Genomic DNA, 26781 nt, shown 5'->3' with positions numbered 1-26781 from the left:
CGGCTCCGCGGTCCGGCCCCGGGTCCGGCCCGGGGTGCCGTCCGGCGACCGGCCCTGAACGCGGTCCGCCGTGCGGTCCGGCGACCGGCCCGCCCTGCGGCAGGCCGGCCGGTCCGGTGTCCGGCGGTTCGGCGGCGGCGCGGGGCGCGCGGTGTGGCGCAGCCTGGTCCGGCACGGAACGTGCGAGGCCGGCGGCGAGGCGCGGAGGGATCGCCGCCGGCGGCGTCGCCGCGTCGGATCGTCGGTCCTCCGGCCGTGCTTCACCCGTCGCCCCCCTCGAAATCTGATGACCCGTCACTTCGCTCCCCAGCGTCAGCCCGTACTCGACGCAGTCCCCCGCTCCGGGACGATACACCAGGACCGTCACTCAGGGACAGGGTCGCAGTACTCTGCGTGACGGCCGGGGGCTTGCACGCGGCGCGTGTCGGGGGCGCGTACCACCCGACCGGCCCACCGCGGCCCCACCCGGACGGCGGCTCAGCCGGTGGTGAGCAGGACGTTGGCCAGCTCCTCGCCCGCCGCGAACCGCCGCAGCTGCCCCGCGACCAGCCGCTTCGCACGGGGCATGAAGGCCGAAGTGGAACCTCCCACATGCGGACTGATCAGGACACCGGGAGCGTGCCACAACGGGTGCCCGGACGGCAGCGGTTCCGGGTCGGTGACATCGAGCGCCGCCGTGATCCTGCCGCTCTCGACCTCCTTGAGCAGGGCCGCCGTGTCGACGACCGGACCTCGGGCGACGTTCACCAGGAGCGCCCCGTCCTTCATCCGGCCGAGGAAGCCGGCGTCGACGAGATGCCTGGTCGCGGGGGTGAGCGGGGTGGAGAGCACGACCACGTCCGCATCCGGAAGCAGCGCGGGCAGCTCTGTCAGGGCCTGGACCGGGCCGCGCGCTGTGGTGCGCGCGGAGCGTGCGACGCGCGCCACCCGCGCGCACTCGAAGGGCGCGAGCCGGTCCTCGATGGCGGCACCGATCGACCCGTACCCGACGATCAGCACCGACTTGTCCGCGAGGGCCGGGTAGAAGCCGGCCCGCCACTCCTCGGCGTCCTGGCCGCGCACGAAGCCGGGGATGCCGCGCAGCGAGGCCAGGATCAACGCGAGCGTGAGCTCGGCGGTGCTCGCCTCGTGGACGCCCTTCGCGTTGCAGACCTCGACGCCCGGGGGCAGCGAGCCGATGCCGGGCGTGACGTGGTCGATGCCCGCCGACAGGGTCTGCACGGCCCGGATCGAGGTCATCGCGGCCAGTGGCCGGACGGCGATCTCGGAGCCCTTCATGTACGGCACGACGTAGAAGACGCAGCGCGCCGGATCGGCCGGGAATTCCGGTCCGCCGTCCCAGAAGCGGTAGTTCAGGCCCGACGCTCCCGGTTCGGGGAGATCGTCGATCTCCTCCGCGGGAATCGGAAGCCACACGTCAGCGGTCGTGTCCTCGAATCTCATGAGCGGGAGGCTATGCGAAGAATCCCGTGCGCCATTGGTTACTTTGGGGGACGGCACAGGGAGGGGTACCGGCAGGTGGAGCGCAGGACTATCGGGGCGACGGCGCTCGACGTGGGTGCGATCGGCCTGGGGTGCATGCCGATGAACTGGGCGTACAGCCGTTCGGAACAGCGGGGGGACCGCTCGCTGCGGACCGTGCACGCGGCACTGGACGCCGGGGTGAGCCTGCTCGACACCGCCGACATGTACGGACCGTTCACCAACGAGCTTCTGTTGGGGCGGGTGTTGAAGGAGCGACGGGCGGAGGTCTTCGTCTCGACGAAGTGCGGACTGCTCGTCGGCGACGGCGGCGAGCGTCGGCACGTGGTCGCCAACGGCAGGCCGGGGTACGTGCGTCGGGCCTGCGACGCCTCCCTCCGCCGGCTCCAGACCGATGTGATCGACCTGTACCAACTGCACCGGGCGGACCCCGAGGTGCCGGTCGAGGAGACCTGGGGCGCGATGGCCGAGCTGGTCTCGGCGGGCAAGGTGCGGGCGCTCGGGCTGTGCGCCGTCGGCGCCCGGTCGGCCCGCAGGGGTGCGACGGGCGTCGGCCGTGACGGATATGAGGGAACGATCCGCCAACTGGAGCGGATCCAGCAGGTCTTCCCGGTGGCCGCGGTGGAGGCCGAGCTGTCGGTGTGGTCCCAGGAGGCGCTGGTGCGGCTGCTGCCGTGGTGCGCGGCGCGGGGCGTCGGCTTCCTGGCGGCGATGCCGCTGGGCAACGGCTTCCTGACCGGCACGCTGACCCCGGGCGGCGGCTTCGAACCGGACGATCCGCGGGCCCGGCACCCCCGCTTCACGGCGGAGATGATGGCGGCGAACCAGCCGCTGGTCGTGGGGCTGCGGCGGGTGGCCGCGCGGCACGGGGCGGACGTCACCCCTGCGCAGGTGGCGCTCGCGTGGGTGCTCGGCCGGGGGGCGCACGTCGTACCGGTGCCGGGGGCGAAGCGGGAGCGCTGGGCGGTGGAGAACGCCCGGGCGGCGGGGCTGCGGCTGACGGCCGGGGACCTGGCGGAGATCCGGGCGCTTCCGGCGCCCCGGGGTTCGTGGGACTGAGGTCCCGCGGGACCGCCGGGACGAGGTCGGCGCGGCGGTCGGGAACCTGATCGCGGCGGGCGGTGTATCAAGGGTGAAGGGATGCCGCTCGACTCGTCGAAGGGGACCGTGCCATGAGCCGTCCTGCTGTTGTGAAGGCCCTGTGGGGCGCCGCTGTGCTGGTCCTGGTGGCGGGCTGCTCCTCGGGGGGTACGGAGGACCGGCCGGGTACGGCTCCGCCGACGCCGGCATCGGCATCGGCATCGGCGACCGGCTCGGCGAGCCCGTCCGGGTCCGGCACCGCCTCCGCCGGTGGGCGGGTGACGGTGACGGGCACGCTCACCGAGGGGCTGAAGTCGCCCTGGGGACTCGCCGAACTGCCCGGTGGGGATCTGCTGGTCTCCTCGCGGGACGAGCGGACGATCACCCTGGTCGACGGGCGGACCGGGGCGAAGACCTCGCTGGGCGAGGTGCCGGGGGTGGTCCCGGGCGGTGAGGGCGGGCTGCTGGGGCTCGCGGTGCGGGACGGCTGGGTGTACGCGTACCTGACGGCGGAGTCGGACAACCGCATCGTGCGCATGCGGTACGGGGGCGCGGACGGCGACCTGCTCGGCGTGCCGCAGCCGGTGCTGACCGGCATCCCGAGGGGGGTCGTGCACAACGGCGGCCGGATCGCGTTCGGGCCGGACGGGATGCTGTACGCGGGGACGGGCGAGACGGGCCGGACCGGTCTGGCCCAGGACCGGGAGTCGCTCGGCGGGAAGATCCTTCGGATGACGCCCGAGGGGAAGCCCGCGCCGGGCAATCCCGTCGCCGGTTCGGTGGTCTATTCGTACGGGCACCGCAATGTGCAGGGCATCGCCTGGGACGCGGAGGGCCGCCTGTGGGCGGCCGAGTTCGGGCAGAACACCTGGGACGAGCTGAATCTGGTCGAGCGCGGGAAGAACTACGGCTGGCCGGAGGTCGAGGGGCGGGCCGGCGAGGCCCGCTTCGTGGACCCGGTGGCCCAGTGGCCGACCTCGGAGGCCTCCCCCAGCGGGATCGCGTACGCGCGGGGCGCGATCTGGATGGCCGGGCTGAGAGGCGAGCGGCTGTGGCGGGTGCCGCTCTCCGGCGCGGAACGCTCCGGGGACCCCGAGGCGTTCCTCACACAGGAGTACGGACGCCTGCGCACGGTCCTCGCGGGGGGCGGCGGGCGGCTCTGGCTGGTGACCAGCGAAACCGACACCCGGGGAACCCCCGGGCCAGGGGACGACAGGATCCTCCGGCTGGAGGTGAGCTGAAGGAGCTGGTGACCGTGTTCGACCCCTTGGCGGAGCTGTTCGCCCCCGGCCGCAGGCACACCGAGGAGGAGCTGCGCAGGCAGGCCCTGACCAGGGAGGACCCGGGCGACGCCGACCCCTCGCGCGGCCCGATAGACCTGACCTCGGGCCGGGTGACGATACGGGTCCCCCGCCCGGCGGCGGGGGATCCCGGGGAGTCGGGTCGGTCAGAGGGAGGCGTCGAGGAGGTGGAGGCGGTGGGCCAGGGCCGCGGCCTCGCCCCGGCCGGCGACGCCGAGCTTGGCGAGGATGTTGGAGACGTGGACGCTGGCCGTCTTGGGTGAGATGAAGAGTTCCTCGGCGATCTGACGGTTGGTGCGGCCGGCCGCGACCAGGCCCAGGACGTCCTGCTCCCGGGGGGTCAGGCCGAAGGTGTCGTCCCCGGGCTCCGCCGGGGCCGGGACCTGCTTCTCCGGGGCCAGGGAGAGACGGGCTCGGGCGGCGAGGAGTTCCACGTCCTCGCGGAGCGGGCGGGCGCCGAGGCGGACGGCGGTGGCGAGGGCCTCGCGGAGCAGGGCCGTGGCCTCCTCGCGGCGGCCGCCCTCGACGAGCAGGGCGTCGGCGAGGCGGTGGTGGGCGCGGGCCAGCTGGGCGGGGCGTTCCAGCGGTGCGTAGGCGGCGACGACCTCGGCCCAGCGGGCGGAGCTCTCGCGGCCCTCGGCGCGGGCGAGCTCCTCGGAGACCTGTCGGCCGTGGGCGATCCAGACGGGGGCCGGGGTCGCGAGGCCCCGGATGCTGCGGCGGATCGCGTCGAGCGCCTCGGCGCGGCCCTCGTCGGCCGCGGGCAGCCCACGGCTGTCCGCCTCGGCGGTGGCGGCGGTGAGGACGAGGGGCCAGCCGTAGCGGTGGGTGCCGGGCGGGAAGCCGGCCTGTTCGGCGGCGGCGAGCTGGGCCCGGACGTCCTCGACGCGCCCCTCTGCGGCGGCCACGGCGATCTCCACCTGGGCCATGGGCAGGGTGTACTGCGGGATCGGGTCGCGGGTGCCGTAGACGGCGCGGGCGTCGGCGAGGTGGCGGCCGGCCGCGTCGAGTTCGCCGCGGGCGGCGGCGAGCTGGGCGAGGCGGAGGGAGGCCGAGCCGCGGGGCTTGGTGCTGGTCGCCGAGCGGAGCAGCCGTTCGGCGATCTCCCGGGTCTCGTCCCAGTGGCCGAGGGAGAAGAGGGATTCGGCCCGGTTGGCCTCGACCCAGCCGACGCTGTCGACGAGTCCGTAGGAGCGGGCGAGGCGGATCCCGGTGCCGGCGAGTTCGACGGCCTCGCGGGAGCGGCCGAGGGACTCCAGGGAGGAGGAGATGTTGATGTGGGCGCGGGCGGCTTCGGTGAACTGGCCGAGGGCCGTGGTCCGTTCCCGTACCTCGTGCATCTCGGTGAGTCCGGCCTCGACGTCGCCGGCGGAGACCATGAGGGTGCCGAGGGTGAGGCGGGCGTTGAGTTCGATCGACTCGGCCTTGACGTGCCGGGCGTACTCGACGGCGCGTTCGGCGGCGGTGAGGGCGTCGGGACCGGGGTTGCGGAGCATGCCCCAGCCGGCGGCGCCGACGAGGACCACGGCGTGGACGGCGGAGGGCGGGAGACCCTTGACGAGTTCCTGGGCGCGGGCGATCTCCTCCCAGCCGTCGCCGCGGCCGAGGTTGGACTGGAGGCGGGCCTTCTCGGTCCAGAACCAGGCGGCCCGCAGGGGGTCCTGGGCGTCCGCGCCGTCGAGGAGGCGCAGCGCCATCTTGCCGATCTTCAGGGCGCGTTCGCGGTCGCCGCTGAGCCGGGCGGCGACGGCGGCCTCGGCGAGCAGATCGAGATAGGTGAGGGCGGCGGTCTCGGGGTCGCAGCCGCAGGGCGGGTAGGCCTCGGCGTAGTCCATGGGGCGCAGTGAGCCGCGGATCTCGGCGGGGGCCTCGTCCCAGAGTTCCATGGCCCGTTCGAGGAGGCGGAGCTGCTCGGCGTAGGCATGGCGCTTGCGGGTGGCGACGGAGGCGCGGAGGACGGCGGGCAGGGCCTTGGCCGGGTCGTGCGCGTGGTACCAGTAGGTCGCGAGCCGGTTGGCGCGCTCGTCGGCGCGGACGAGCGCGGGGTCGGCCTCCAGGGCTTCGGCGTAGCGCCGGTTGAGGCGGGAGCGTTCGCCGGGGAGCAGGTCGTCGCTGACGGCCTCGCGGACCAGGGAGTGGCGGAAGCGGTAGCCGTCGCCGTCGGGGACGGCGAGGAGCAGGTTGGCGCCGACGGCGGCCCGCAGCGCCTCGATGAGTTCGTCCTCGCCGAGCCGGGCGACGGCGGCGAGCAGGCCGTACTCGACGGTGGAGCCGCCCTCGGCCACGATCCGGGCTACCCGCTGGGCGTCCTCGGAGAGCATCTCGACCCGGACGAGCAGCAGGTCGCGCAGGGAGTCGCTGAGCTGTCCGGGGGCGCAGCCGGCTTCGTGGGAGACGACGAGTTCCTCGACGAAGAAGGCGTTGCCGTCGGAGCGTTCGAAGACCTCCTCGACGAGGCCGGGGTCGGGTTCGGCGGCCAGGATGCCGGTGAGCTGGCGGTGCACCTCGGCGCGGGTGAAGCGGGCGAGTTCGATGCGGCGGATGGTGCGGAGCCGGTCGAGTTCGGCGAGGAGGGGGCGCAGCGGGTGGCGGCGGTGGATGTCGTCGGCGCGGTAGCTGGCGACGACCACGATCCGGCCGCGGCGGAGGGTGCGGAGGAGGTAGGTGAGGAGGTGCCGGGTGGAGGCGTCGGCCCAGTGGAGGTCTTCCAGGACGAGCACGATCGTGCGGTCGGCGGCGAGCCGTTCCAGGAGCCGGAGGGTCAGTTCGAAGAGGCGGGCGGTGGAGTCCTCGTCGGCGGTGTCGTGGCCGCCGGGGTCGCCCAGTTCGGGCAGCAGCCGGGCGAGTTCGGCCTCCTGGCCGTCGGCGGCGGCGGTGAGTTCGTCGGGGAGCCGGCGGCGGAGCGAGCGCAGGGCGGTGGCGAAGGGGGCGAAGGGGAGCCCGTCGGCTCCGAGCTCGACGCAGCCGCCGAGCGCGACGACGGCGCCCCGGTCGCAGGCCGTGTCGAGGAACTCCTCGATGAGCCGGGTCTTGCCCACCCCCGCCTCGCCGCCGATGAGCAGCGCCTGGGGCTCTCCCGCGGTCGCGCGGGAGAGCGCCTCGGTGAGGGCGGTGAGTTCGCCGGCGCGGCCGACGAACACGGGACTGACTGACCTGGTCTCCACGGCGCCGAGCATCGCACAGCCGTCCATGCCGTCGCTCATAAGGGGGTCACGCGGCCCGGACGAAGCGGCCGCGTCCGCCGCCGCTCACCCGCCCCTCCGCGTCCTGGCTGCCGCTCCGGCGGCCGAGGCGGCGCAGGCCCCGGACGGAGCCGGCCGACTCGGCGGCCTCGTGGGACAGACGCGCGGCGGCGGCCTCACGGACGAGCTGGGCGTGGTTCATGCGGTGGAGTTCGTACTCGAACATCGGGATGCTCCCTGGACTCTCGGTTTCGGTATCGCTCCTTGCGATGCCTCTACTCTCGTTTCCCAGGGGGTTCGGCCACATCGGGCGAGTGCCGCATGTTCGGGGTACGGGGGTCCTTAGACGGGTCCCGGGGGGGCCTTAGGCGGGGTCAGGATCCGGCGGTCGGGAGACTGAGGAACAGGTCGAAGTAGGTACCGGCCGACAGGAGCAGCCCGAGGCCGCCGAGGACGGCACCGGCGACGGCGACCGCGCGGACCCAGGTGGGGCGCCCGGGGAGGATGAGCACGAGGACGGCGACGAACAGGGCGACGAGCGAGAAGATGCCGTTCACCAGGGCGGTGCTGTGCCAGGCGTCGCCGTAGATCTCGGAGATCTGCTGGGCGGGGGTGCCGCCCCCGGAGGTCTTGATCTGTCCGAGGAGGGTCTCGCGCTCGGAGACGACCTTGCCGGTCCAGGTGCCGGTGAGTGCGACGGCCCCGAGGGCGGCGGAGACCAGGGCCGCGGCGGCGCCGCCGATGCCGGCGGAGGCGGGGGCCGCCGCCGCGGACAGCTCGTCGTCCTCGTCGTCCTCGTCGTCGGCGAGCTCGTCGGCCAGGTCGCCGGCCGGGGCGTCGTCCTGCTTGTCGAGCACGACCGCGGTCGTGTCCTCGGCGGGCGTGGCCTCGGCGGTCTCCGCGCTCTCCGCGCTCTCGCCGGTCTTCTCTGTCGTCGTCTTGGTGTCCATGCGGCGCACGCTAGGCGCCCCGTATGAGAACCGTATGAGGAAACGGGGTCACGAGGCCTTCGCCGCGCGCCACTCGGGGGCGAGGACGGCCCAGACCTCCGTGTCCGTGCGGGTGCCGCGGTGCGGGTAGTTCTCCCGCAGCACGCCTTCGCGCGTCATGCCGAGGCGCCGGGCGACGGCGGTGCTCGCCCCGTTCTCCGTGGAGGCGTGCCATTCGACGCGGTGGATGCCGCGCTCCTCGATCGCCCAGTCGATGATGACCCGGCAGGCCCGGGTGACGAGGCCCTTGCCGACGGCGGAGGGCTCCAGCCAGCAGCCCGCCTCGGCGGTCCCGTACGTCACGTCCATGGTCCGGAAGAGGACGCCGCCGACGAGGGTGTCCCCGCTCCAGATGCCATAGACGCGTCCGGCGTCGTTCGCGGCCTTCTCCGCGTACGAGCGGAGGAAGGAGCGGGCGGAGTCGAGGTCCGCGGCGAAGTCCGGGAGGGCGATGTGCTCCCCGATGAACGCGCGTCCCCGGTCCATGTGGGCGAGGAACTCCTCCGCCTGCCAGGGCTCCAGGGGCCTCAGCTCGGCGCCGTCGTCACCCAGCGATATCGCGAACATCGTCGTCCCTCTCCTCCAGGACCGCGGCCCCCGCCACCGCCGTCACGCGCTGAGCGGGTATTTTCCCACGCGCGTCGGCGGCCTCGCGGCACTCGGGAGCTTCGATGCTGATCCGCGGCAGCAGGCGGTCGAGCCACTTCGGCAGCCACCAGTTCGCCCCGCCGAGCAGATGCATGAGGGCGGGGACGAGGAGCGTCCGCAGGACGAAGGCGTCGAGGGCGACGGCCGCGGCGAGCGCGATGCCGAACATCGCGATGACCCGGTCGCCGGAGAGCACGAAGGCGAGGAAGACCGCGATCATGATCACGGCGGCGGAGTTGATCACACGGCTGGTCTCGGCGAGACCGACCCGGACCGCCCGGCGGTTGTCGCCGGTCTCCAGCCACTCCTCGTACATCCGGCTGACCAGGAAGACCTGGTAGTCCATGGAGAGCCCGAAGAGGACGGAGACCATGATCACGGGGAGGAAGGGTTCGATCGGCCCGGCGCTGCCGAGACCGAGGAGCTCGCTGCCCCAGCCCCACTGGAAGATCGCGACGACGACGCCGAAGGCACCGGCGACGGCCGCGACGTTCATGGCGGCGGCCTTGAGCGGAATGCCGATCGAGCGGAAGGCGAGCAGGAGCAGCAGACAGCCGAGGGCGATGACGACACCGACGAAGAGCGGCAGCTTGCCGATGATGATCTCGGCGAAGTCGTCGTACGAGGCGGTGACGCCGCCCACGTGCACCTGCAGGGAGCTGCCGGCCTCGGCCTCCGGGAGGACGTCCGCGCGGAGCCGGTCGACGAGCTCGCTGGTGGCCCTGGACTGCGGCGATGACTCGGGGACGACGGTGAGGAAGGCGGTGTCGCCGGAGCTGTTGTACGTGACCGGGGAGACGGACGCGACGCCGTGGGTGGCGGAGAGCGCTTCGGGCAGCCGGTCGAGGGCGACCCGGTCGTCGGCGCCGTCCAGCCCGGCGACCAGGGTGAGGGGGCCGTTCGTCCCCGGGCCGAAGCCGTCGGCGATCAGGTCGTAGGCCTGTCGCGTGGTCGAGGTGGCCGGGCCGTTGCCCTGGTCGGAGGTGCCGAGGTGGAGCGAGAGGGTGGGCAGCGCGAGGACGCCCATGACGACGGCGGCGACGACCCCGAGGAGCTTCGGGTGCCGCTCGACGAAGGCGGACCAGCGGGCGGCGAAGCCGGTGGGCAGCTCGGGCTGCGGGCCGTGCTCGGCGAGGGCCCGGCGTTCGCGCCGGGAGAGCGCCCGCATGCCGATGAACGAGAGCAGCGCCGGCAGGAGGGTGACGGAGGCCGCGACGGTGAGGACGACGGTGAGGGAGGCGGCGATGGCGACGCCGTTGAGGAAGCTGAGCCGCAGGATCAGCATGCCGAGCAGGGCGATGCAGACGGTGGCCCCGGCGAAGACGACGGCACGGCCGGTGGTGGCGACGGCGGTCTCGGCCGCCTCGGCGACGGACAGGCCGCGTTTCAGGCCTCTGCGGTGCCGGGTGACGATGAAGAGGGCGTAGTCGATGCCGACGCCGAGGCCGACGAGCATGCCGAGCATCGGGGCGAAGTCGGCGACGGTCATCAGATGGCCGAGGAGCACGATCCCGGAGTACGCGATGCCGACGCTGACGAGCGCGGTCGCGATGGGGAGCACGGAGGCGGCGAGGGAGCCGAAGGCGAGGAAGAGGACGACGGCCGCGACGGCGACGCCGACGACTTCGGCGATGTGGCCGCCGGGGGCCTCGGTGAGGGCGACGGCGCTGCCGCCGAGTTCGACCTGGAGACCGTCGGCTTCGTTCGCCGCGGCCTTCGCCGTGTCGACCAGGGCGTGCGCCTGGGCCTCGGGGATGTCGTCGGCCTGCTCGTGGAAGGTGACGGTGGCGTAGGCGGTGTGCCCGTCCTCGCTGACCTGGCCCTGCGTGTCGCCGTAGGGCGAGGTCACGGCGGCGATGCCGGGCAGGTCGGCGGCCTTGTCGAGCATCGTGGTCATCCGCCGCTCGACGGCGTCGGCGCGGACGCTGCCCCGGTCGGTGTGCCAGACGATGGTGTCGCTGTCGCCGCCGAGGCCGTCGAAGCCGCGCTCCAGGAGGGCGGTGGCACGGCCGGACTCGGTGCCGGGGACCTCGTAGTCGTTGGAGTACGCGCTACCGGCGACGACCGCCGCGGTGCCGACCCCCGCGAGGGCGACGAGCCACAGCAGGACGGCGACGAGGCGGTGCTTGATGCACCACCGTGCAATGGCGGCCAAAGGACGTGCTCCCTGGGTGGTTCGTGGATCTTCACCGGGAACAGCCCGAGAAAGAACTCATGACCTACGTGGGGCCACTGTGGCAGTCAAACGTGATCGTTTGTCCCTTTCGTGTCGATGCTCACAGAGGTGCCCGGAAGATCGGGACCGGCGTCCCGAACCCCCGGGCAGAACGGCTCACCGCGGTTGCTCAGCCGGAGACGCTGGCGCGGCCGTTCTCGATGTGCCCCATGAGCCGGCGGCGGAAGCCGGCGGGTGCGGTCACCTCGATGTCGTACCAGCCGTGCGCGTCCGCGGCGGAGTGGACGACGGTACGGGTCCTGCCGGGCTTCACCGTGACGGTGCGGGTCCAGTCGGCGAGGTCGTCCTCGTCCACGTACCCCAGCGGCCGGACCGTGAAGGAGACGGCGGCCGATCCGGTGTTCCGTACGGTGAGGTGCAGGTCACGGTCGTGATGATCGATCCGGGAGGCGAGCTCGGCGCCGCCCGTCGCGGGGCCCTCGCACTCGCGGCGGAAGCCGTTGGGGCCGGTGATCGTGAAGCGGTAACGATCACCCGGAACGGGGACGGTCCACTCCCCCGTACCCCTGACGTCCTGGTGCAGCGGGAGGTCGGACTCGCCCGCGTACGGGTAGAGCGCGAAGTGCGCGCTCGCCTTCCCCTTGTTGACGAGCGCCACGCGGACGGTGCCGTTCTCGACGGTCGCGGAGGCGTCCGGCTGGTACGGCAGGGGGCGGGCGCGACGGACACCCGGCTCCTGGACGGGCATCCGCTGCACGGCCGGGGGCTGCGGCCGCCAGCGGCCGCTGAAGGGCGGGATCGGGCCCGGCTGCTCGACGTCGGGCTGCCGGCGGCCCCGCTTGAAGTCGAAGGCTGAGGTGAGGTCGCCGGTGACGGTCCGGCGCCAGGGGGTGATGTTGGGTTCCCGGACGCCCGTGAGCTTCTCCAGGAGACGGATCACCGAGGTGTGGTCGAAGGTCTCGGAGCAGACGTAGCCGCCGACCGACCAGGGGGAGACGACGAGCAGCGGGACCCGGATGCCGAGACCGGTCGGCCGGCCCTTCCAGCGCTCGTCCGTGTTGTCGGCCGGCGGGACCGGCGGCGGCACGTGGTCGAAGAAGCCGTCGTTCTCGTCGTAGTTGATCAGGACGACGGTGTGGCGCCAGACGTCCGGGTGCGCGCCGAGGGCGTCGAGCACCTTGTAGACGAGGGTCGCGGAGGCGATCGGCGAGGAGGAGCCGGGGTGCTCCGAGTCGATCGCGGACGGCACGAGGTAGGAGACCTCGGGGAGGGTGCCGGCGGCGACGTCGGCGCGGAAGGCGTCGGCGAGGGTGCCGCTCTCGACGCGGCGCAGTCCGCGTTCGAAGAGGGAGCGCTCGGCTGCGCCGAGGGTGGCCACGCCCTCCTCCAGGAGTCCGAGCAGGCGGGCGCGCTCGGTGGTGTCGTCGGTGTCGCGGACGGCGGCGTAGAAGGACTCCATGAAGGTGTGCCCGCCGGTCGCGGCGAGTGCCTTGCGGGCGATCTTCTTGAAGCTGGTGAAGAACTCGATGTTGTTGTCGGTGAAGTTCTCCCACTCGGTGTACGTCTTCCAGCTGCGTCCGGCGGCTTCGAGGCGCTCGGCGTAGGTGGGCCAGCCGTAGCCGGGGTGGGTGTCCTCGGCGTACGCGGCGTTGGTGACGGCCCGGCTTCCGTCGGCCTCGAAGCCGGTCCAGCCGGACCAGAGGTGGTTGCGGTTGGGGCTCGTCGAGGTGTGGACGGACGAGTGGTAGGCGTCGCAGACGGTGAAGGTGTCGGCGAGCTCGTAGTGCAGGGGGATGTCCCGCCGGTCGTAGTACGCCATGGTGGCGGCGGTCTTGGCCGAGACCCAGCCGTCCATCCAGCCGCCGCGCCAGGCCTTGGCGCCGCCGCCCCAGGAGTGGTCGAGGTCCCCGATGTACTGGAGGTCCTTCTGCTGGGTCTCGGCGGCGCCGCGGATCGGGAAGGGCAGCACGGTCCGGCCGAGGGCGGCCGGCTGCTCGAACACCGTCTTGCCGGTGGGAAGTTCGACGGCATTGCGGTCGCCGAATCCGCGGACGCCGCGGAGGGTGCCGAAGTAGTGATCGAAGGAACGGTTCTCCTGCATCAGGATCACTACGTGCCGGACCGCCGACATCCCGCCGGCCGGGGGCTCCGCGGCCATCGCGGCCTGCAACGACGGCGGCAGCAGCGAGCCTGCGGCGGCGACACCGAGGGCGCCGCCGCCCAGTGCGAGGAGCCTTCTGCGGGACATCTCGGATGACAAGACCGACCTCCAGTCGACGACCAATGGTTCGCCTTCGAGCCATTGGGTGGTACGCCGGGGACGGTAGTGAGGCGGGATGACGCCGAGAAGACCCGGCGGGGGCGCGGTGGTGAACGTCCAAGAGAACGTGACGGGAGTCCAAGCGATTTCCGGCCGGTCACCGCCGGCTCTGCTCCAGGAGGGCCAGGATCTCGGCGGTCGTCGCGGTCTCGCCGAGGCGGGGGAAGATCCGCTCGACGCTGTCGCGGTGGGCCTCGGCCACCGTGTCGGTCATCGCGTCCGTGGCCAGGACCACGTGGTAACCGTGTTCGAAGGCAGCCCGGGCCGTGGTCTCGACACCGATGCTGGTGGAGATGCCGACGAGCACCAGCTGGGTGACCCCGAGGGCGGCGAGCCGCTCGTGCAGGTCCGTGGCGTGGAAGGCCCCCCAGCGCCGCTTGGTGACCCGGAGGTCGTCCGGGCGGGCACCCAGCTCGGGCATGAGGTCGGACCAGCCCGCCGACGGCTCCTCCTCCCCCTCGTCCGCCGCGGCCGCGGACTCGTCCGTACGGCCCGGGGCACCGCCCGTGACGTTCACGAGGACGACCGGCAGGCCGTACCGCCGGAAGGCCTCGGCGAGGGCCACCGAGCGCTCCACCACCTCCCCGAGCGGGTGCGCCGTGTCGCGCTCCCACATCCCCTTCTGGAGGTCGATCACGACCAGGGCGGGTGTCGGGTCGACGGTGGTCACGGGCATCGCGGGGGCCTCTTCCGTACGGCGGGAAACGCGGTCCCGCCTCATGATAGGGAGCGCCTGGACACGTCACCGGGGCAATTCCGGTGACCTCGCCGCGCGTTGACCGCGGAGCGCCGGAGCGGCAAGCTGACCTTCTGTCAATCACTGTGCCCTGGGGGAACTTTGAGCAACACGGCACACCACATCGGCCCCGACGCGACTCCCGACCGGTACCGGCTGCTGCGGTCCATCGGACGGGGCGGCGAGGCCGTGCTCTATCTCGCGGAGATCGAGCTCGCCGGCGGCACCGAACCCGTCGTCGTGAAGGTCCTCGACTCGAAGACGACGATCACACCCGAGGTCTTCGAGCGGATCAGCCAGAAGTGGAACGAGCAGGCCGAACTGCTGCGCTTCGTCCACCGGCCCGGTGTCGTCGGCGTACGGGAGCACTTCCAGGGGCCGCCGATCCACCGGCCCGGCGAGTCCGGGACCATCACCGGCCGGGCCCTGGTCCTCGTCATGAACCACGTCGACGGCCTGGACCTGCGCGACTGGCGGGCCGAGCGCACCCTCACCACGCCGGGCGAGCGGCGCGAGGTGATGCGGACGCTGGAGCAGCTCGCGGACGTCCTCGACTGGCTGCACTCCGGCAAGGCCACCCCGTCCGGGCGCACGGTCGTCCACGGCGACCTCTCGCCGGGCAACGTCATGGTCGACGAGCACGGGCAGGCGACCCTCGTCGACTTCGGCCTCAGCAAGCTGACCGCCGACCACCAGACCGCCGAGGTGTGGTTCACCCCCGGCTACGCGGCTCCGGAGATCTTCGAGGGCAAGCGCACCCCGGGCACCGACCGGTACGCCTTCGGCGCCATCGCGTACTTCCTGCTGAGCGGCCAGTCCCCGCCGACCGCCCCGGAACAGCTGGTGTCCGCGCTCGGGGCGCTGCCGCAGATCGCGGGGCTGCCGGCGGAGCAGCGCGAGCGGGTGCTGAGCATCGCCGCGGCCGACGCGGGCCGGCGGCCGCTCTCCCTGTCGTCCTGGGTGAAGGACGTACGGCACGGGGTGGTGTCCACGACGACCTCGCGCCCGGCGACGGTGGAGGACGCCGTCCCGGCCGCCCCGTCGGTCGCGCCGATGAAGCCCCTGGCGCCGCCGCTGCCCTCGGCACCGCCCCCGGCCGCCGCGGCCCCGCCGGTGGCCCCGCCGCCGGCCTCACCGCCGGTCGTGGCCCCGCAGCCGATCGCCCCGCCGCCCGTCGTGGCCCCGCCGCCGGCCGCCCCCCAGCCCGTCGTCACCCCGCAGCCGGTCGTGGCTCAGCAGCCCGTGGCGGCCCCTCAGCCCGTCGTACCGCGGCCGTCCGCCGAGCCGCCCACCGTCGCGACGCCCGGATTCGGCCCGCCGACGCCTCCCCCCGTCTCCGCCGCGGCCGAGACCGCCCCTCCCCGGGCGCCCGAGCCGCGCCGCCGCCGCAAGGGCCCGCTCATCGGGGCCGTGGCCGGGGTCCTGGTGGTCGCCGCACTCGCGGTGATCGGTGTCCGACTGCTCGGTGACAAGGAGGACGACGGCGGCAAGAACACCACCGCCGGCGGTCCGGCCACCGCCACCTCCGCGCCCGCCACGACCGAGCCCACCACCGAGGCCCCGACGGACGAGCCGACGGAGGAGCCCTCGACCGAGGCCCCCGCCGAGGAGGCCACGGCCCCCTCGGAGTCGGCGAGCCCGACGGACGACCCCGGCTCCGTACGGGACTCGCCCACGGCCGACCTGACCGCGCTCGCCTCCGTCAGCGAACCCGACGACTTCGTCATCGGCGCCGCCAAGATCGACACCAGGGAGTACGGGGCGGCCCTGATCGGCGACTGCTACAGCGGCGCGTACGTGGAGTACGACCTCAACCGCGAGTGGAAGACCTTCGAGTTCACCGCCGGGATCGACGACGGCTCGAAGATCGAGTCCGCCCGGGTCATCGTCTCCGTGGACGACCAGCCCGCCCTCTTCAACGAGACGGTGGAGCTGGGCAGGCCGATCATCAAGAGCCTGAGTGTCAAGGGCGCCCTGCGGCTGCGCCTCAAGGTCGAGTCGACCTGCACCGACACCGGCAACGCGGTCATCGCCGCCCCGCTCCTCAAGCGGTAGCCAGGACACACGGAACGGCCCCGCACCGGAACTCCGGTGCGGGGCCGTTCACATGCCGTACGAGCGAGCGCCGTACGAGAAGGTGCCGTACGAGAAGAGGCTCAGCCCTCGCTGACGCCCAGCTTCTCCAGGATCAGGTCCTTCACGCGCGCCGCGTCCGCCTGGCCGCGGGTGGCCTTCATGACCGCGCCGACCAGGGCGCCGACCGCCGCGACCTTGCCGCCGCGGATCTTGTCGGCGATGGCCGCGTTGCCCGCGATGGCCTCCTCGACCGCCGCGCCGAGCGCGCCGTCGTCGGAGACGACCTTCAGACCGCGCTTCTCGACGACCTCGTCCGGGGTGCCCTCGCCGGCGAGAACGCCCTCGATGACCTGACGGGCCAGCTTGTCGTTGAGATCACCGGCGGCGACCAGGGCGGAGACCCGGGCCACGTCCGCCGGGGTGATCGCCAGCTCCTCCAGCGACACGCCCTGCTCGTTGGCGTTGCGGGCGAGCTCGCCCATCCACCACTTGCGGGCCGAGGCCGCGTCCGCGCCCGCCTCGATCGTGGCGACGATCGCGTCGACCGCGCCCGCGTTGAGGATGGACTGCATGTCCAGCTCGGACACGCCCCACTCCTCGCGCAGCCGGTTGCGGCGCACCCGCGGCAGCTCGGGCAGCGTGCCCCGCAGCTCCTCCACCCAGGCACGGGCCGGGGCGACGGGGACGAGGTCGGGCTCCGGGAAGTACCGGTAGTCCTCGGCGTTGTCCTTGATGCGGCCGGCCGTGGTGGAGCCGTCGTCCTCGTGGAAGTGACGGGTCTCCTGCACGATCGAGCCGCCGGAGGACAGCACCGCGGCGTGGCGCTGGATCTCGAAGCGGGCCGCGCGCTCCACCGAACGGAGCGAGTTGACGTTCTTCGTCTCCGAGCGGGTGCCGAAGGTCTCCCGGCCGTGCGGGCGCAGCGACAGGTTCACGTCGCAGCGCATCTGGCCCTTGTCCATGCGCGCGTCGGAGACACCGAGGGCGCGGATCAGCTCGCGCAGCTCGGCGACGTACGCCTTGGCGACCTCGGGGGCCCGCTCGCCCGCGCCCTCGATCGGCTTGGTGACGATCTCGATGAGCGGGATGCCGGCCCGGTTGTAGTCGAGCAGGGAGTGGGACGCGCCGTGGATACGGCCGGTGGCGCCGCCGACGTGCAGCGACTTGCCGGTGTCCTCCTCCATGTGGGCGCGCTCGATCTCCACGCGGAAGATCTCGCCGTCCTCCAGCTGGACGTCCAGGTAGCCGTTGAAGGCGATCGGCTCGTCGTACTGGGAGGTCTGGAAGTTCTTCGGCATGTCCGGATAGAAGTAGTTCTTCCGGGCGAAGCGGCACCACTCGGCGATCTCGCAGTGCAGCGCGAGGCCGATCTTGATGGCGGACTCGACGCCGATCGCGTTGACGACCGGGAGCGAGCCGGGCAGGCCGAGACAGGTGGGGCAGGTCTGCGAGTTGGGCTCGGCGCCCAGCTCGGTCGAGCAGCCGCAGAACATCTTCGTCCTGGTGCCGAGCTCGACATGGACCTCCAGGCCCATGACGGGGTCGTACTCGGCGAGCGCCGCTTCGTACGACAGCAGTTCAGTGACAGTCACGAGAATTCCCTCTGATGCCTTCGGCCTCAGCCGAACAGGACGTCGTCGTCACCGATGCGCTTCAGCTCGCGAACGAGGAGAGCGACACCGGTGGCGATGGCGGCGGCGGAGACGACGGCGTCGATCAGCTTGAGCGTGTCGTGCTCGCTGCGGGCCGAACGGGCGCGCTTGACGACACCCATCAGGCCGAACGCGGTGGTGCCGATGGACAGGTACGTGCCGGTCTTGGACTTCTTGAAGCCCTTGGCCTTCTGCAGTGCACTGGTACTCACAGCGACGGAGCCTCCTCGAGCAGCGGGTGCCCCCACTTTTCCACGAAGGCGGCCTCGACGGCGGCGCCGACCTTGTACAGCCGGTCGTCCTTCATGGCGGGAGCGATGATCTGCAGACCGACCGGCAGACCGTCCTCGGGCGCCAGGCCGCAGGGCAGCGACATGGCGGCGTTGCCGGCCAGGTTGGTCGGGATGGTGCACAGGTCCGCGAGGTACATGGCCATCGGGTCGTCGGCGCGCTCGCCGATCGGGAAGGCGGTGGTGGGGGTCGTCGGGGAGACGATCACGTCCACCTCCTCGAAGGCCTTCTCGAACTCGCGGGTGATCAGGGTCCGGACCTTCTGGGCCGAGCCGTAGTACGCGTCGTAGTAACCGGAGCTGAGCGCGTACGTACCGAGGATGATGCGGCGCTTGACCTCGTCGCCGAAGCCGGCCTCACGGGTGAGGGCGGTGACGTCCTCGGCGGACCGCGTGCCGTCGTCGCCGACCCGCAGGCCGTACCGCATGGCGTCGAAGCGGGCCAGGTTCGAGGAGCACTCGGACGGCGCGATCAGGTAGTACGCCGAGAGGGCGAGGTCGAAGGTCGGGCAGTCCAGCTCGACGATCTCGGCGCCCAGCGACTTCAGCAGCTCGACGGACTCGTCGAAGCGCTGCACGACACCGGCCTGGTAGCCCTCGCCGCGGAACTGCTTGACGACACCGACGCGCATACCGGCGACGGAGCCGTTGCGGGCGGCCTCGACGACCGGCGGGACCGGGGCGTCGATCGAGGTCGAGTCGAGCGGGTCGTGCCCGGCGATCGCCTCGTGGAGGAGGGCCGCGTCCAGGACCGTACGGGCGCAGGGGCCGCCCTGGTCGAGGGAGGACGAGAAGGCCACCATGCCGTAGCGGGAGACACCGCCGTAGGTCGGCTTGACGCCGACGGTGCCGGTGACGGCGGCGGGCTGGCGGATGGAACCGCCGGTGTCCGTGCCGATCGCGAGGGGCGCCTCGTACGCGGCGAGGGCGGCGGACGAGCCACCGCCGGAGCCGCCGGGGATCCGGGTCAGGTCCCAGGGGTTGCCGGTCGGACCGTACGCGCTGTTCTCCGTCGAGGAGCCCATCGCGAACTCGTCCATGTTGGTCTTGCCGAGGATGACGACGTCGGCGGCCTTCAGGTTCTTGACCAGGGTCGCGTCGTACGGCGGGATCCAGCCCTCGAGGATCTTCGAGCCCACGGTCGTCGGCATGCCGGCGGTGGTGAAGATGTCCTTGAGCGCGAGCGGCACACCGGCGAGCGGGCCGAGCTTCTCGCCCCGGGCGCGCTTCTCGTCGACGGCACGGGCCTGGGCGAGCGCGCCCTCACGGTCGACGTGCAGGAAGGCGTGGACCTTCTCGTCGACGGCCTCGATGCGGGCGAGGTGCGCCTCTGTGACCTCGACGGCGGTCAGTTCGCCGGCGGCGATCTTCCCGGCGATCTCGGCCGCGGTGAGCTTGATGATGATGTTGTCCGTCATGACTGTTAGTCCTCCCCCAGGATCTGCGGCACCTTGAAACGCTGCTGCTCCTGGGCCGGGGCGCCGGAGAGCGCCTGCGCGGGGGTGAGCGACGGACGGACCTCGTCCGCGCGCATGACATTGGTCAGCGGCAGCGGGTGGGAGGTCGGCGGTACGTCTTGGTCGGCGACCTCGGAGACGCGGGCGACCGCGCCGATGATGTCGTCGAGCTGGCCGGCGAAGTGATCGAGTTCTTCGCCCTTCAGCTCCAGACGCGCCAGCCGTGCGAGGTGGGCGACCTCCTCGCGCGTGATGCCAGGCATGCGGATCCTCACGGGGTGAGCTTGATGGTGTGGGCCCATCCTATGGGGCCGGTGCCGCTGCCCGTGAAACGGTTTGCCCGGGGTCGCCGTCCCGGGTGGACGGGCCCTACTGAACGACCTGGCCGGAGGGGTGGTCGAGGTCCACCTGGGCGGCGATGTCGGCGGGTCGGCGCCAGCCGTGCTCGCCGCGGGCCAGCAGCCAGGCGGTGGCCTCGCCGGGCGGCATGGCGGCGGCGACCAGCCAGCCCTGGACGGCGTCGCAGCCCAGGTCGCGCAGGCGCTCCCAGGTCTCGTCGTCCTCGACGCCCTCGGCGACGACGAGAAGTCCGAGGGAGTGGGCGAGGTCGACGGTGCAGCGGACGATCTCGGCGTCCTCGGTGTCGACGGCCAGCCGGGCGACGAAGGAGCGGTCGATCTTCAGTTCGCTGACGGGGAGCCGGCGCAGATGGACGAGGGAGGAGTAGCCGGTGCCGAAGTCGTCGAGGGACATCTTGACGCCGTGGCCGGTGAGGCCGTTGAGCGTGTCGGCGGCCCGCTGGGGGTCCTCCAGGAGCACGTGCTCCGTTATCTCCAGCTGGAGCGCGCCGGCCGGGACGCCGTGGCGGGCGAGCCGGGCGGCGACGGCGCCCGCGAAGCCGGGGGTGTGGACGTCGCGCGGCGAGACGTTGACGGCGACCGGGACGTTGAGCCCCTGGGCGCGCCAGCGGGCGACCTGGGCGAGGGCGGTCTCCAGGACGTACTCGGTGAGGTGGGGCATCAGGCCGGAGGACTCGGCGATGGCGATGAACTCGTCCGGCGGGACCTTGCCGCGCTCGGGGTGGACCCAGCGGACGAGCGCCTCCAGGCCCGCGACCTGGCCGTCGAACTGGACCTTGGGCTGGTAGTGGAGTTCGACCTCGCCGGCGTCGAGGGCGCGGCGCAGGTCGCCGAGGAGGCCGAGCCGGTCGGGGGTGTTGGAGTCGCGCTTGGACTCGTAGACCTCGACGCCGGTGCGGTCCCGCTTGGCCTGGTACATGGCGACGTCGGCGCGGCGCAGCAGGCCCTCGGCGTCGAGGGCGTGGTCGGGGAAGACGGCGACGCCGGCGCTGGCCTCCAGGACGAGGGTGAGTCCGTCGAGGTCGAGCGGGGAGGAGAGCTCGGCGACGAGATGGCGGGCGACCCGCTGGGCGCTGGTGGTGGAGTCGGCGGTGGGCAGCAGGACGGCGAACTCGTCGCCGCCGAGCCGGGCGGCCTCGGCGCCGCGGGGCAGGGCGAGGCGGAGCCGTTCGGCGATCTGGAGGAGCAGCCGGTCGCCCGCGAGATGTCCGAGGGTGTCGTTGACCGATCGGAAGCGGTCGAGGTCGATCAGGACGAGGGCGGCGCGGGCTCCTTCGCCCTCGGCCTCCTCCAGGGCCGTCCAGGCCCGTTCGAGGAGCCACTGGCGGTTGGGGAGCCCCGTCAGCGGGTCGCGCAGCTGTTCCTCGGCGCGGGCGCGGGCGATCCACAGGGTGGAGTCGAGGGCGATGAGGGGGACGGCGAAGAGCGGCAGCAGGAGGGGCATGCTGGCGGCGACGACGCAGATCAGCGGGGCGATGCCGAGCAGGGCGACGGCGACGAGGCCCTGCCGCAGGAGGGCGGTGCGGGCGACGGTGGGCAGCCCGCGGCCCTGGGGGGCGAGCGTGTACCACAGGAGGAGGCGGGTCACCACGAGGTAGGCGGCCGCGGCGAGCACGACTTCCGGGAGGTCCCCGATCGTCCAGTCGAGGGGCTGCCAGGGCTGCTCGACGGTGGGTACGTCTCCGAAGAGGGCGAGGACGAGGGCGGCGGCGGCGACTCCGAGGACGTCGGCGGCGCCGTGCAGCAGGCCCTGTCGCCAGCGGTGCCGGCGGGCGGCGCCGACCAGGGTGACGACGGTCATCGAGACGAGTCCGGCGGGCACCCAGCCGTAGAGCAGGAGGACGGCGAGGGTGAGGGCGGCGCCCGAACCGGTGCCGCCCCACCAGCGGTCGCGGCCGAGGGCGACCAGATGGCCGACGATGAGGCCGGTGAGGACGGCGAGGGACCAGCCGGTGACCTCGCCGGGGAAGAGTCCGCGGCCGGTGCTCAGGGCTTGCTGGAGCCCGACGACGAGCACGACGGCGGCGATGCCCACCACGGCTGCGGGCAGCCGGGAGGTGAAGCCCAGGGGGGCCGCACGGCCCTGTGGCCGTGGGACCGGGGCGGCGCTCTCGGTCGGTTCCATTCCCGTCCCTCTCACAGGCGGCGGTGCCGTCGGTGTGCCATGGGCCGCGTGGCCGCGGCCGTCCGTCATGCGGTCGCCGTCGGGCGGCCGTTACACGTGCCACGGGGGCCGATGTCCTGACGCCGCGACGGGCAGAGCCCCCGCGCGGCCGTGCAGGACAAGACGCACTGTCACCACACTAGGCCGCCGGGGGCTCCGACGGGCAGCGCTCTCCCTGTCTTGCCCGAATGCGACCCGGCCACCCGTAACGATCTGGTATGCGCCGAACGGGTGAGCCGGAGAGGCCTGTCGCGAGGGGCGGAGGGGCCCGTCGCGAGGGGCGGAGGGACGCTACTCGACGACCGGCACAGCAGCCTCCCGAGCTGCCTCGGGCCCCTGTTCGAGCAGGACCGTGAAGCCTTCCTCGTCCAGAACCGGAACCTTCAGCTGCATCGCCTTGTCGTACTTCGAACCAGGGTTTTCACCGACCACCACAAAGGCGGTCTTCTTCGAAACGGAACCGGTCACCTTCGCTCCGAGGCTCTGGAGCGACTCTTTTGCGCCATCCCTGGTGAACTTCTCCAGGGTGCCGGTCACCACGACCGTGAGCCCCTCCAGCGGACGCGGCCCCACGTCCTCCCCGGCGCCCTCCTCCTCCAGAGTGACCCCGGCCTCGCGCCACTTGCGCACGATCTCGCGGTGCCACTCCTCGGAGAACCACTGCTTCACCGCGGTCGCGATGATGCCGCCGACCCCGTCGACGGCCGCCAGCTCCTCCTCGCTCGCCTGCTCGATCCGCTCCAGGGAACGGAACTCACGGGCCAGCGCCTCGGCCGCGACCGGCCCGACGTGCCGGATGGAGAGCCCGTTGATGAAGCGGGCCAGCGGACGCGTCTTCGCCGCCGCGATGTTGTCCAGCATCGCCAGGGCGTTCTTCTTCGGCTCGCCCTTCTGGTTGGCGAAGACCGTGACGATCTTCTCCTCGCCGGTCTTCGGGTCCCGCCGGGGCAGTCCGCTGTCCGGGTCGAGGACATACGCCTTGATCGGCAGCAGCCGCTCGATGGTCAGGTCGAAGAGGTCGCCCTCGTCCACCAGCGGCGGCTCGGCCGGCTCCAGCGGACGGGTGAGCGCCGCCGCGGCCACCGCGCCGAAGTTCTCGATGTCCAGACACTGGCGCCCGGCGAGGAAGAACAGCCGCTCGCGCAGCTGGGCCGGGCAGGTCCGGGCGTTCGGACAGCGGAGGTCGATGTCGCCCTCCTTCATCGGCTTCAGCGGCGTCCCGCACTCCGGGCACTCGGCGGGCATCACGAACTCCCGCTCGCTGCCGTCCCGCAGGTCGGCCACCGGCCCGAGGATCTCCGGGATGACGTCGCCCGCCTTGCGCAGCACGACGGTGTCGCCGATCAGCACGCCCTTGGCCTTCACCACCTCCTGGTTGTGGAGGGTGGCGAACTCGACCTCGGAGCCGGCCACGGTCACCGGCTCCACCTGCGCGTACGGGGTGACCCGCCCGGTCCTGCCGACGCCGACCTTGATGTCGATCAGCCTGGTGTTGACCTCCTCCGGCGCGTACTTCCAGGCGATCGCCCAGCGCGGGGCGCGCGCGGTGGAGCCCAGCCGGCCCTGGAGCGGGATCTCGTCGAGCTTGACGACGACGCCGTCGATCTCGTGCTCCACGGAGTGACGGTTCTCCCCGAAGTACGCGATGAACTCCCGCACCTCCGCGAGCGAACCGACCACCCTGTTGTGCCGGGCCGTGGGCAGGCCCCACTCGCGCAGCAGCTCGTAGGCGTGGGAGAGGCAGTCGATGTCGAAGCCCTCGCGGGCGCCGATGCCGTGGACGACCATGTGGAGCGGCCGGGAGGCGGTGACCTTGGGGTCCTTCTGGCGGAGCGAACCCGCGGCCGCGTTCCGCGGATTGGCGAAGGGCTTGTCACCGGCCTCCACCAGGCGGGCGTTGAGCCCCTGGAAGGCCTCCATAGGGAAGTAGACCTCGCCGCGGATCTCCACCAGCTCCGGGATCCGCTCGCCGTGCAGCCGCTCCGGGATGTCGGCGATCGTCCGCACGTTGGGCGTGATGTCCTCGCCGGTGCGGCCGTCGCCGCGGGTGGCGGCCCGGGTCAGCCGCCCGTGCTCGTACGTGAGGTTGACCGCGAGGCCGTCGACCTTGAGCTCGCACAGATAGTGGAAGTCGGGGGTGCCGACGTCCCGCGCGACCCGCTCGGCCCAGGTGGCCAGCTCCTCGTCGTCGAAGGCGTTGTCGAGGGAGAGCATCCGCTCGCGGTGCTCCACGGCGGTGAACTCGGTCTCGTACTGTCCCGCGACCTTCTGGGTCGGCGAGTCCGGCGTCCGCAGCTCCGGGTACTCCTCCTCCAGCGCCTCCAGGGCGCGCAGGAGCCGGTCGAAGTCGCCGTCGCTGATGACCGGCTGGTCCTTCACGTAGTACCGGAAGCGGTGCGCCTCGACCCGCTCGGCCAGGTCGGCGTGCTTCTCCCGTGCCTCGGCGGGCAGGGCCCCCTGTTCGACTGCCACCTTCGTCCGTCCTCCCGTGCCTCGAAACCCGGTCACTCTGGGTTGTCCGCGAGCGATCTCGCCGCCCGGGCGCAGTGGGCGAGCGCCGCGCGGGCGTAGGCGGGCGAAGCGCCCGCGAGCCCGCACGTGGGAGTGACGACCACGGACTCCGCGAGAGTCCCCGGATTCAGCCCCAGCCTGCGCCACAGCGTCCTGATACCCATGACGCTACCGCCAGGGTCCGACAACGGGCCGTCAGTGGACGCCACCACACCGGCGAAGAGCTTCGTACCGGCCTCCACGGCCTCACCGATCGACTCCTCGTCACGCTCGGTGAGCAGGGAGAAGTCGAACGAGACGCCCGCGACACCGGCCCGCCGGAGCAGCGCGAACGGCACGTCAGGGGCGCAGGAGTGGACGACCACCGGCCCCTCGTGGACCGCGATCACCTCCCGCAGGGCGCTCTCCACCACCTGCCGGTCGACGGCCCGGTAGGTGCGGTAGCCACTGGCGGTACGGACGTGGCCGCTCAGGACCGCGGTGAGCGAGGGCTCGTCGAGCTGGAGGACGACCCGCGCTCCCGGAATCCGCTTGCGCAGGTCCGCGAGGTGCCCGCGGAGCCCCTCGGCGAGGGAGCCGGCCAGGTCGCGGCAGGCGCCCGCGTCCCCGAGGGCCGCCTCGCCGCCGCGGAGTTCCAGGGCGGCGGCGAGTGTCCAGGGACCCACGGCCTGTACCTTGAGCGGCCCCTCGTACCCCTGGGTGAACTCCTCCAGGGCGTCCAGGTCCTCGCCCATCCAGGAGCGGGCCCGCTTGGTGTCCCGGCCGGGCCGGTCGCTGATCCGCCAGCCGCTCGGCTCCACGTGCGCGTAGAAGTCGACGAGCATCCCGATGGTCCGGCCGATCATGTCGGCGCCGGGGCCGCGGGCGGGCAGCTCCGCGAGGAACGGGAAGTCCTCGAAGGACCCGGTGACGGTCTTCGCGGCCTCCCGGGCGTCGCCGCCCGGCAGGGAGCCGACGCCGGTGGCGGGCCCCCAGAGCGTCGCTTCGCTCCTGTCCGTGTCGCTCATCCCTAGCGCCCCGGGCGAACGGTGAGGTCGTTGATCTCCGCGTCGCGCGGGAGGTCGACGGCGGTGAGGATCGCCGTCGCGACCGACTCGGGGTCGATCCACTTCGACGGGTCGTACTCCTTGCCCTCCTGGGAGTGGACCTTGGCCTGCATGGGGCTCGCGGTGCGGCCCGGGTAGACCGAGGTCACCCGCACGCCGTTGCCGTGCTCCTCGTGGCGCAGGGAGTCGGCGAGGGCCTTGAGTCCGTGCTTGGAGGCGGCGTACGCGCCCCACTCGGCGTGCGCGTTGAGCCCGGCGCCCGAGTTCACGAAGACGACGTGGCCCTGGGAGACCCGCAGCTGCGGCAGGAGGTGCCGGGTGAGCTCGGCGGGGGCGATCAGGTTGACGTTGAGCTGGTGGTGCCAGGTCTTCGGGGTGAGGTCCCCGATCGGCCCGAGGTCGACGACACCCGCGATGTGCAGCAGGCTGTCCACCCGCTCCGGCATGGTCTGGTGCGAGAACGCCCAGGAGAGCCGGTCCGGGTCGGCGAGGTCCCCGACGAGCGTCCGGGCGCCGGGGAACTGCGCGGCGAGCTCCTTGGCCCGCCCCGCGTCGCGCGCGTGCAGCACGAGTTCGTCCCCGCGCGCGTGGAGGCGGCGCGCGACGGCCGCGCCGATGCCGGAACCGGCTCCGGTGATCACATGTGTAGCCATGGTCACCATGCTCGCATCAGCGGGAGGCGATGCTCTCCTCCAGGTGGGCGAGGGCCGTCGGGGCGTCGTCGGCGAAGAAGACGAGGCCGGCGAGGGGCACCGGGAGGAAGCCCTCCTCGTCCATGCGGCGGAACTGGGCCTTCAGACCGTCGTAGAAGCCCGCCGTGTTGAGGAGGACCACCGGCTTGGTGTGCTTGCCGTGCTTCTTCAGTTCCAGGATCTCGGTGGCCTCGTCGAGGGTGCCGGTGCCGCCGACCATGACCACGACGGCGTCGGACTTGGCGAGGAGGAGTGCCTTGCGCTCGGCCAGGTCCTTGGCGACGACCATCTGGTCGGCGTTCGGGCGGGCCTTGTGGGCGAGGAAGTCGACGGAGACACCCACGAGTCGGCCGCCGGCCTCCTCGACGCCGTCCGCGACGACCTTCATCAGCCCGCTGTCGGAGCCGCCCCAGACCAGGGTGTGACCGGCCTTGCCGAGGAGCCGGGCGAAGTCCCGGGCGGGGGTCGTGTAGCGCTCGTCGAGGTCGGCCGCCGAGAGGAAGACACAGATGTTCATGGCCCCACCGTAGGTCGTGACCAGCGGATTCCGCCCCGCCCGAGGATTTCTCCGGGAAATCCCGCCGTACGCCGATGAGTTCCGGTGGCGGGTCCGGTCTCAC

General features: G+C 72.6%; 21 protein-coding genes. 4 read left to right on the top strand and 17 right to left on the bottom strand.

Translation table 11 applies throughout. The features are described from left to right. Positions 1–477: 477 nt before the first annotated feature. The gene (locus ACH4MY_RS14220) at positions 478–1443 is read right to left on the bottom strand and encodes a 2-hydroxyacid dehydrogenase (RefSeq protein ID WP_398002236.1); all 966 of its coding nucleotides are present in this window, start codon (positions 1441–1443) and stop codon (positions 478–480) included. Positions 1444–1518: 75 nt separating this feature from the next. On the opposite strand from ACH4MY_RS14220, the gene ACH4MY_RS14215 reads away from it, so the two are divergent. The 3 genes from ACH4MY_RS14215 (at position 1519) to ACH4MY_RS14205 (ending at position 4126) form a co-directional block, all read left to right on the top strand. Further along, positions 1519–2541 (top strand): aldo/keto reductase, encoded by a 1023-nt coding sequence (locus ACH4MY_RS14215; protein ID WP_398002233.1) that lies wholly within the window; start codon positions 1519–1521, stop codon positions 2539–2541. Between the two features lie 113 nt (positions 2542–2654). Beyond that, entirely contained in the window at positions 2655–3803 is a 1149-nt protein-coding gene (locus ACH4MY_RS14210) for a PQQ-dependent sugar dehydrogenase (protein ID WP_398002230.1), read from the top strand. Between the two features lie 8 nt (positions 3804–3811). Further along, complete coding sequence (locus ACH4MY_RS14205; protein WP_398002227.1) at positions 3812–4126, top strand: DUF6191 domain-containing protein; 315 nt, start codon at positions 3812–3814, stop codon at positions 4124–4126. On the opposite strand, the gene ACH4MY_RS14200 is transcribed toward ACH4MY_RS14205, so the two are convergent. From ACH4MY_RS14200 to ACH4MY_RS14170, 7 genes are all read right to left on the bottom strand, one after another. After that, positions 4010–7066 (bottom strand): AAA family ATPase, encoded by a 3057-nt coding sequence (locus ACH4MY_RS14200; RefSeq protein WP_398002224.1) that lies wholly within the window; start codon positions 7064–7066, stop codon positions 4010–4012. The genes ACH4MY_RS14205 and ACH4MY_RS14200 overlap by 117 nt on opposite strands. A 7-nt stretch (positions 7067–7073) precedes the next feature. Beyond that, positions 7074–7271 (bottom strand): hypothetical protein, encoded by a 198-nt coding sequence (locus ACH4MY_RS14195; protein ID WP_398002221.1) that lies wholly within the window; start codon positions 7269–7271, stop codon positions 7074–7076. 148 nt (positions 7272–7419) lie between these two features. Next, entirely contained in the window at positions 7420–7995 is a 576-nt protein-coding gene (locus tag ACH4MY_RS14190) for a hypothetical protein (RefSeq protein WP_398002218.1), read from the bottom strand. Positions 7996–8043: 48 nt separating this feature from the next. Next, a complete protein-coding gene (locus ACH4MY_RS14185) occupies positions 8044–8601 on the bottom strand; it encodes a GNAT family N-acetyltransferase (protein WP_398002216.1) in 558 nt (185 codons plus the stop codon). Then, positions 8579–10837 carry an MMPL family transporter gene (locus ACH4MY_RS14180; RefSeq protein ID WP_398002213.1) on the bottom strand — a complete coding sequence of 753 codons (2259 nt, stop codon included), beginning with the start codon at positions 10835–10837 and terminating at the stop codon, positions 8579–8581. Before ACH4MY_RS14180 ends, ACH4MY_RS14185 begins: the two co-directional genes overlap by 23 nt. Before the next feature lie 190 nt (positions 10838–11027). Beyond that, the gene (locus tag ACH4MY_RS14175; RefSeq protein ID WP_398002210.1) at positions 11028–13118 is read right to left on the bottom strand and encodes a phosphocholine-specific phospholipase C; all 2091 of its coding nucleotides are present in this window, start codon (positions 13116–13118) and stop codon (positions 11028–11030) included. Between the two features lie 157 nt (positions 13119–13275). After that, on the bottom strand, positions 13276–13854 hold the full coding sequence (locus tag ACH4MY_RS14170; RefSeq protein ID WP_398002208.1) for an isochorismatase family protein: 579 nt from the start codon (positions 13852–13854) through the stop codon (positions 13276–13278). 162 nt (positions 13855–14016) lie between these two features. Between ACH4MY_RS14170 and ACH4MY_RS14165 the strand changes: the two genes are divergently transcribed. After that, positions 14017–15969 (top strand): protein kinase, encoded by a 1953-nt coding sequence (locus ACH4MY_RS14165; RefSeq protein WP_398002205.1) that lies wholly within the window; start codon positions 14017–14019, stop codon positions 15967–15969. Positions 15970–16070: 101 nt separating this feature from the next. Here ACH4MY_RS14165 and gatB read toward each other — a convergent pair whose 3' ends face one another. From gatB to ACH4MY_RS14120, 9 genes are all read right to left on the bottom strand, one after another. Beyond that, positions 16071–17582 (bottom strand): Asp-tRNA(Asn)/Glu-tRNA(Gln) amidotransferase subunit GatB, encoded by a 1512-nt coding sequence (gene gatB / locus ACH4MY_RS14160; protein ID WP_398002202.1) that lies wholly within the window; start codon positions 17580–17582, stop codon positions 16071–16073. Between the two features lie 26 nt (positions 17583–17608). Then, entirely contained in the window at positions 17609–17854 is a 246-nt protein-coding gene (locus tag ACH4MY_RS14155) for a hypothetical protein (RefSeq protein WP_266896975.1), read from the bottom strand. Then, positions 17851–19350 (bottom strand): Asp-tRNA(Asn)/Glu-tRNA(Gln) amidotransferase subunit GatA, encoded by a 1500-nt coding sequence (gatA, locus tag ACH4MY_RS14150; protein ID WP_189830836.1) that lies wholly within the window; start codon positions 19348–19350, stop codon positions 17851–17853. Before gatA ends, ACH4MY_RS14155 begins: the two co-directional genes overlap by 4 nt. Before the next feature lie 5 nt (positions 19351–19355). Next, positions 19356–19652, bottom strand: a complete 297-nt coding sequence (gatC, locus tag ACH4MY_RS14145; RefSeq protein ID WP_003966094.1) for an Asp-tRNA(Asn)/Glu-tRNA(Gln) amidotransferase subunit GatC — start codon at positions 19650–19652, stop codon at positions 19356–19358. Between the two features lie 106 nt (positions 19653–19758). After that, a complete protein-coding gene (locus ACH4MY_RS14140) occupies positions 19759–21873 on the bottom strand; it encodes a putative bifunctional diguanylate cyclase/phosphodiesterase (protein ID WP_398002199.1) in 2115 nt (704 codons plus the stop codon). Between the two features lie 330 nt (positions 21874–22203). Then, the gene (gene ligA, locus ACH4MY_RS14135; protein WP_398002196.1) at positions 22204–24384 is read right to left on the bottom strand and encodes an NAD-dependent DNA ligase LigA; all 2181 of its coding nucleotides are present in this window, start codon (positions 24382–24384) and stop codon (positions 22204–22206) included. Positions 24385–24416: 32 nt separating this feature from the next. After that, complete coding sequence (locus ACH4MY_RS14130) at positions 24417–25430, bottom strand: methionine synthase (protein ID WP_398002194.1); 1014 nt, start codon at positions 25428–25430, stop codon at positions 24417–24419. Between the two features lie 2 nt (positions 25431–25432). After that, positions 25433–26131 (bottom strand): SDR family oxidoreductase, encoded by a 699-nt coding sequence (locus ACH4MY_RS14125; protein ID WP_398002191.1) that lies wholly within the window; start codon positions 26129–26131, stop codon positions 25433–25435. A 7-nt stretch (positions 26132–26138) separates the two neighbouring features. Further along, positions 26139–26678, bottom strand: a complete 540-nt coding sequence (locus tag ACH4MY_RS14120; protein WP_398002188.1) for a TIGR00730 family Rossman fold protein — start codon at positions 26676–26678, stop codon at positions 26139–26141. Positions 26679–26781 lie beyond the last annotated feature (103 nt).

Origin of the sequence: Streptomyces sp. NPDC017246, from assembly GCF_044331325.1 — a bacterium.
Taxonomy (GTDB): domain Bacteria; phylum Actinomycetota; class Actinomycetes; order Streptomycetales; family Streptomycetaceae; genus Streptomyces.
This window is presented reverse-complemented; position numbering and strand designations above follow the sequence as displayed.

Bases quoted from the DNA above. Each gene is read 5' to 3' on its own strand.
- ACH4MY_RS14220 (WP_398002236.1), bottom strand. From the start codon at position 1,443: ATGAGATTCGAGGACACGACCGCTGACGTGTGGCTTCCGATTCCCGCG.
- ACH4MY_RS14210 (WP_398002230.1), top strand. From the start codon at position 2,655: ATGAGCCGTCCTGCTGTTGTGAAGGCCCTGTGGGGCGCCGCTGTGCTG.
- ACH4MY_RS14200 (WP_398002224.1), bottom strand. From the start codon at position 7,066: ATGAGCGACGGCATGGACGGCTGTGCGATGCTCGGCGCCGTGGAGACC.
- ACH4MY_RS14195 (WP_398002221.1), bottom strand. From the start codon at position 7,271: ATGTTCGAGTACGAACTCCACCGCATGAACCACGCCCAGCTCGTCCGT.
- ACH4MY_RS14190 (WP_398002218.1), bottom strand. From the start codon at position 7,995: ATGGACACCAAGACGACGACAGAGAAGACCGGCGAGAGCGCGGAGAGC.
- ACH4MY_RS14185 (WP_398002216.1), bottom strand. From the start codon at position 8,601: ATGTTCGCGATATCGCTGGGTGACGACGGCGCCGAGCTGAGGCCCCTG.
- ACH4MY_RS14170 (WP_398002208.1), bottom strand. From the start codon at position 13,854: ATGCCCGTGACCACCGTCGACCCGACACCCGCCCTGGTCGTGATCGAC.
- gatA (WP_189830836.1), bottom strand. From the start codon at position 19,350: ATGACGGACAACATCATCATCAAGCTCACCGCGGCCGAGATCGCCGGG.
- gatC (WP_003966094.1), bottom strand. From the start codon at position 19,652: ATGCCTGGCATCACGCGCGAGGAGGTCGCCCACCTCGCACGGCTGGCG.
- ACH4MY_RS14140 (WP_398002199.1), bottom strand. From the start codon at position 21,873: ATGGAACCGACCGAGAGCGCCGCCCCGGTCCCACGGCCACAGGGCCGT.
- ACH4MY_RS14130 (WP_398002194.1), bottom strand. From the start codon at position 25,430: ATGAGCGACACGGACAGGAGCGAAGCGACGCTCTGGGGGCCCGCCACC.
- ACH4MY_RS14125 (WP_398002191.1), bottom strand. From the start codon at position 26,131: ATGGTGACCATGGCTACACATGTGATCACCGGAGCCGGTTCCGGCATC.
- ACH4MY_RS14120 (WP_398002188.1), bottom strand. From the start codon at position 26,678: ATGAACATCTGTGTCTTCCTCTCGGCGGCCGACCTCGACGAGCGCTAC.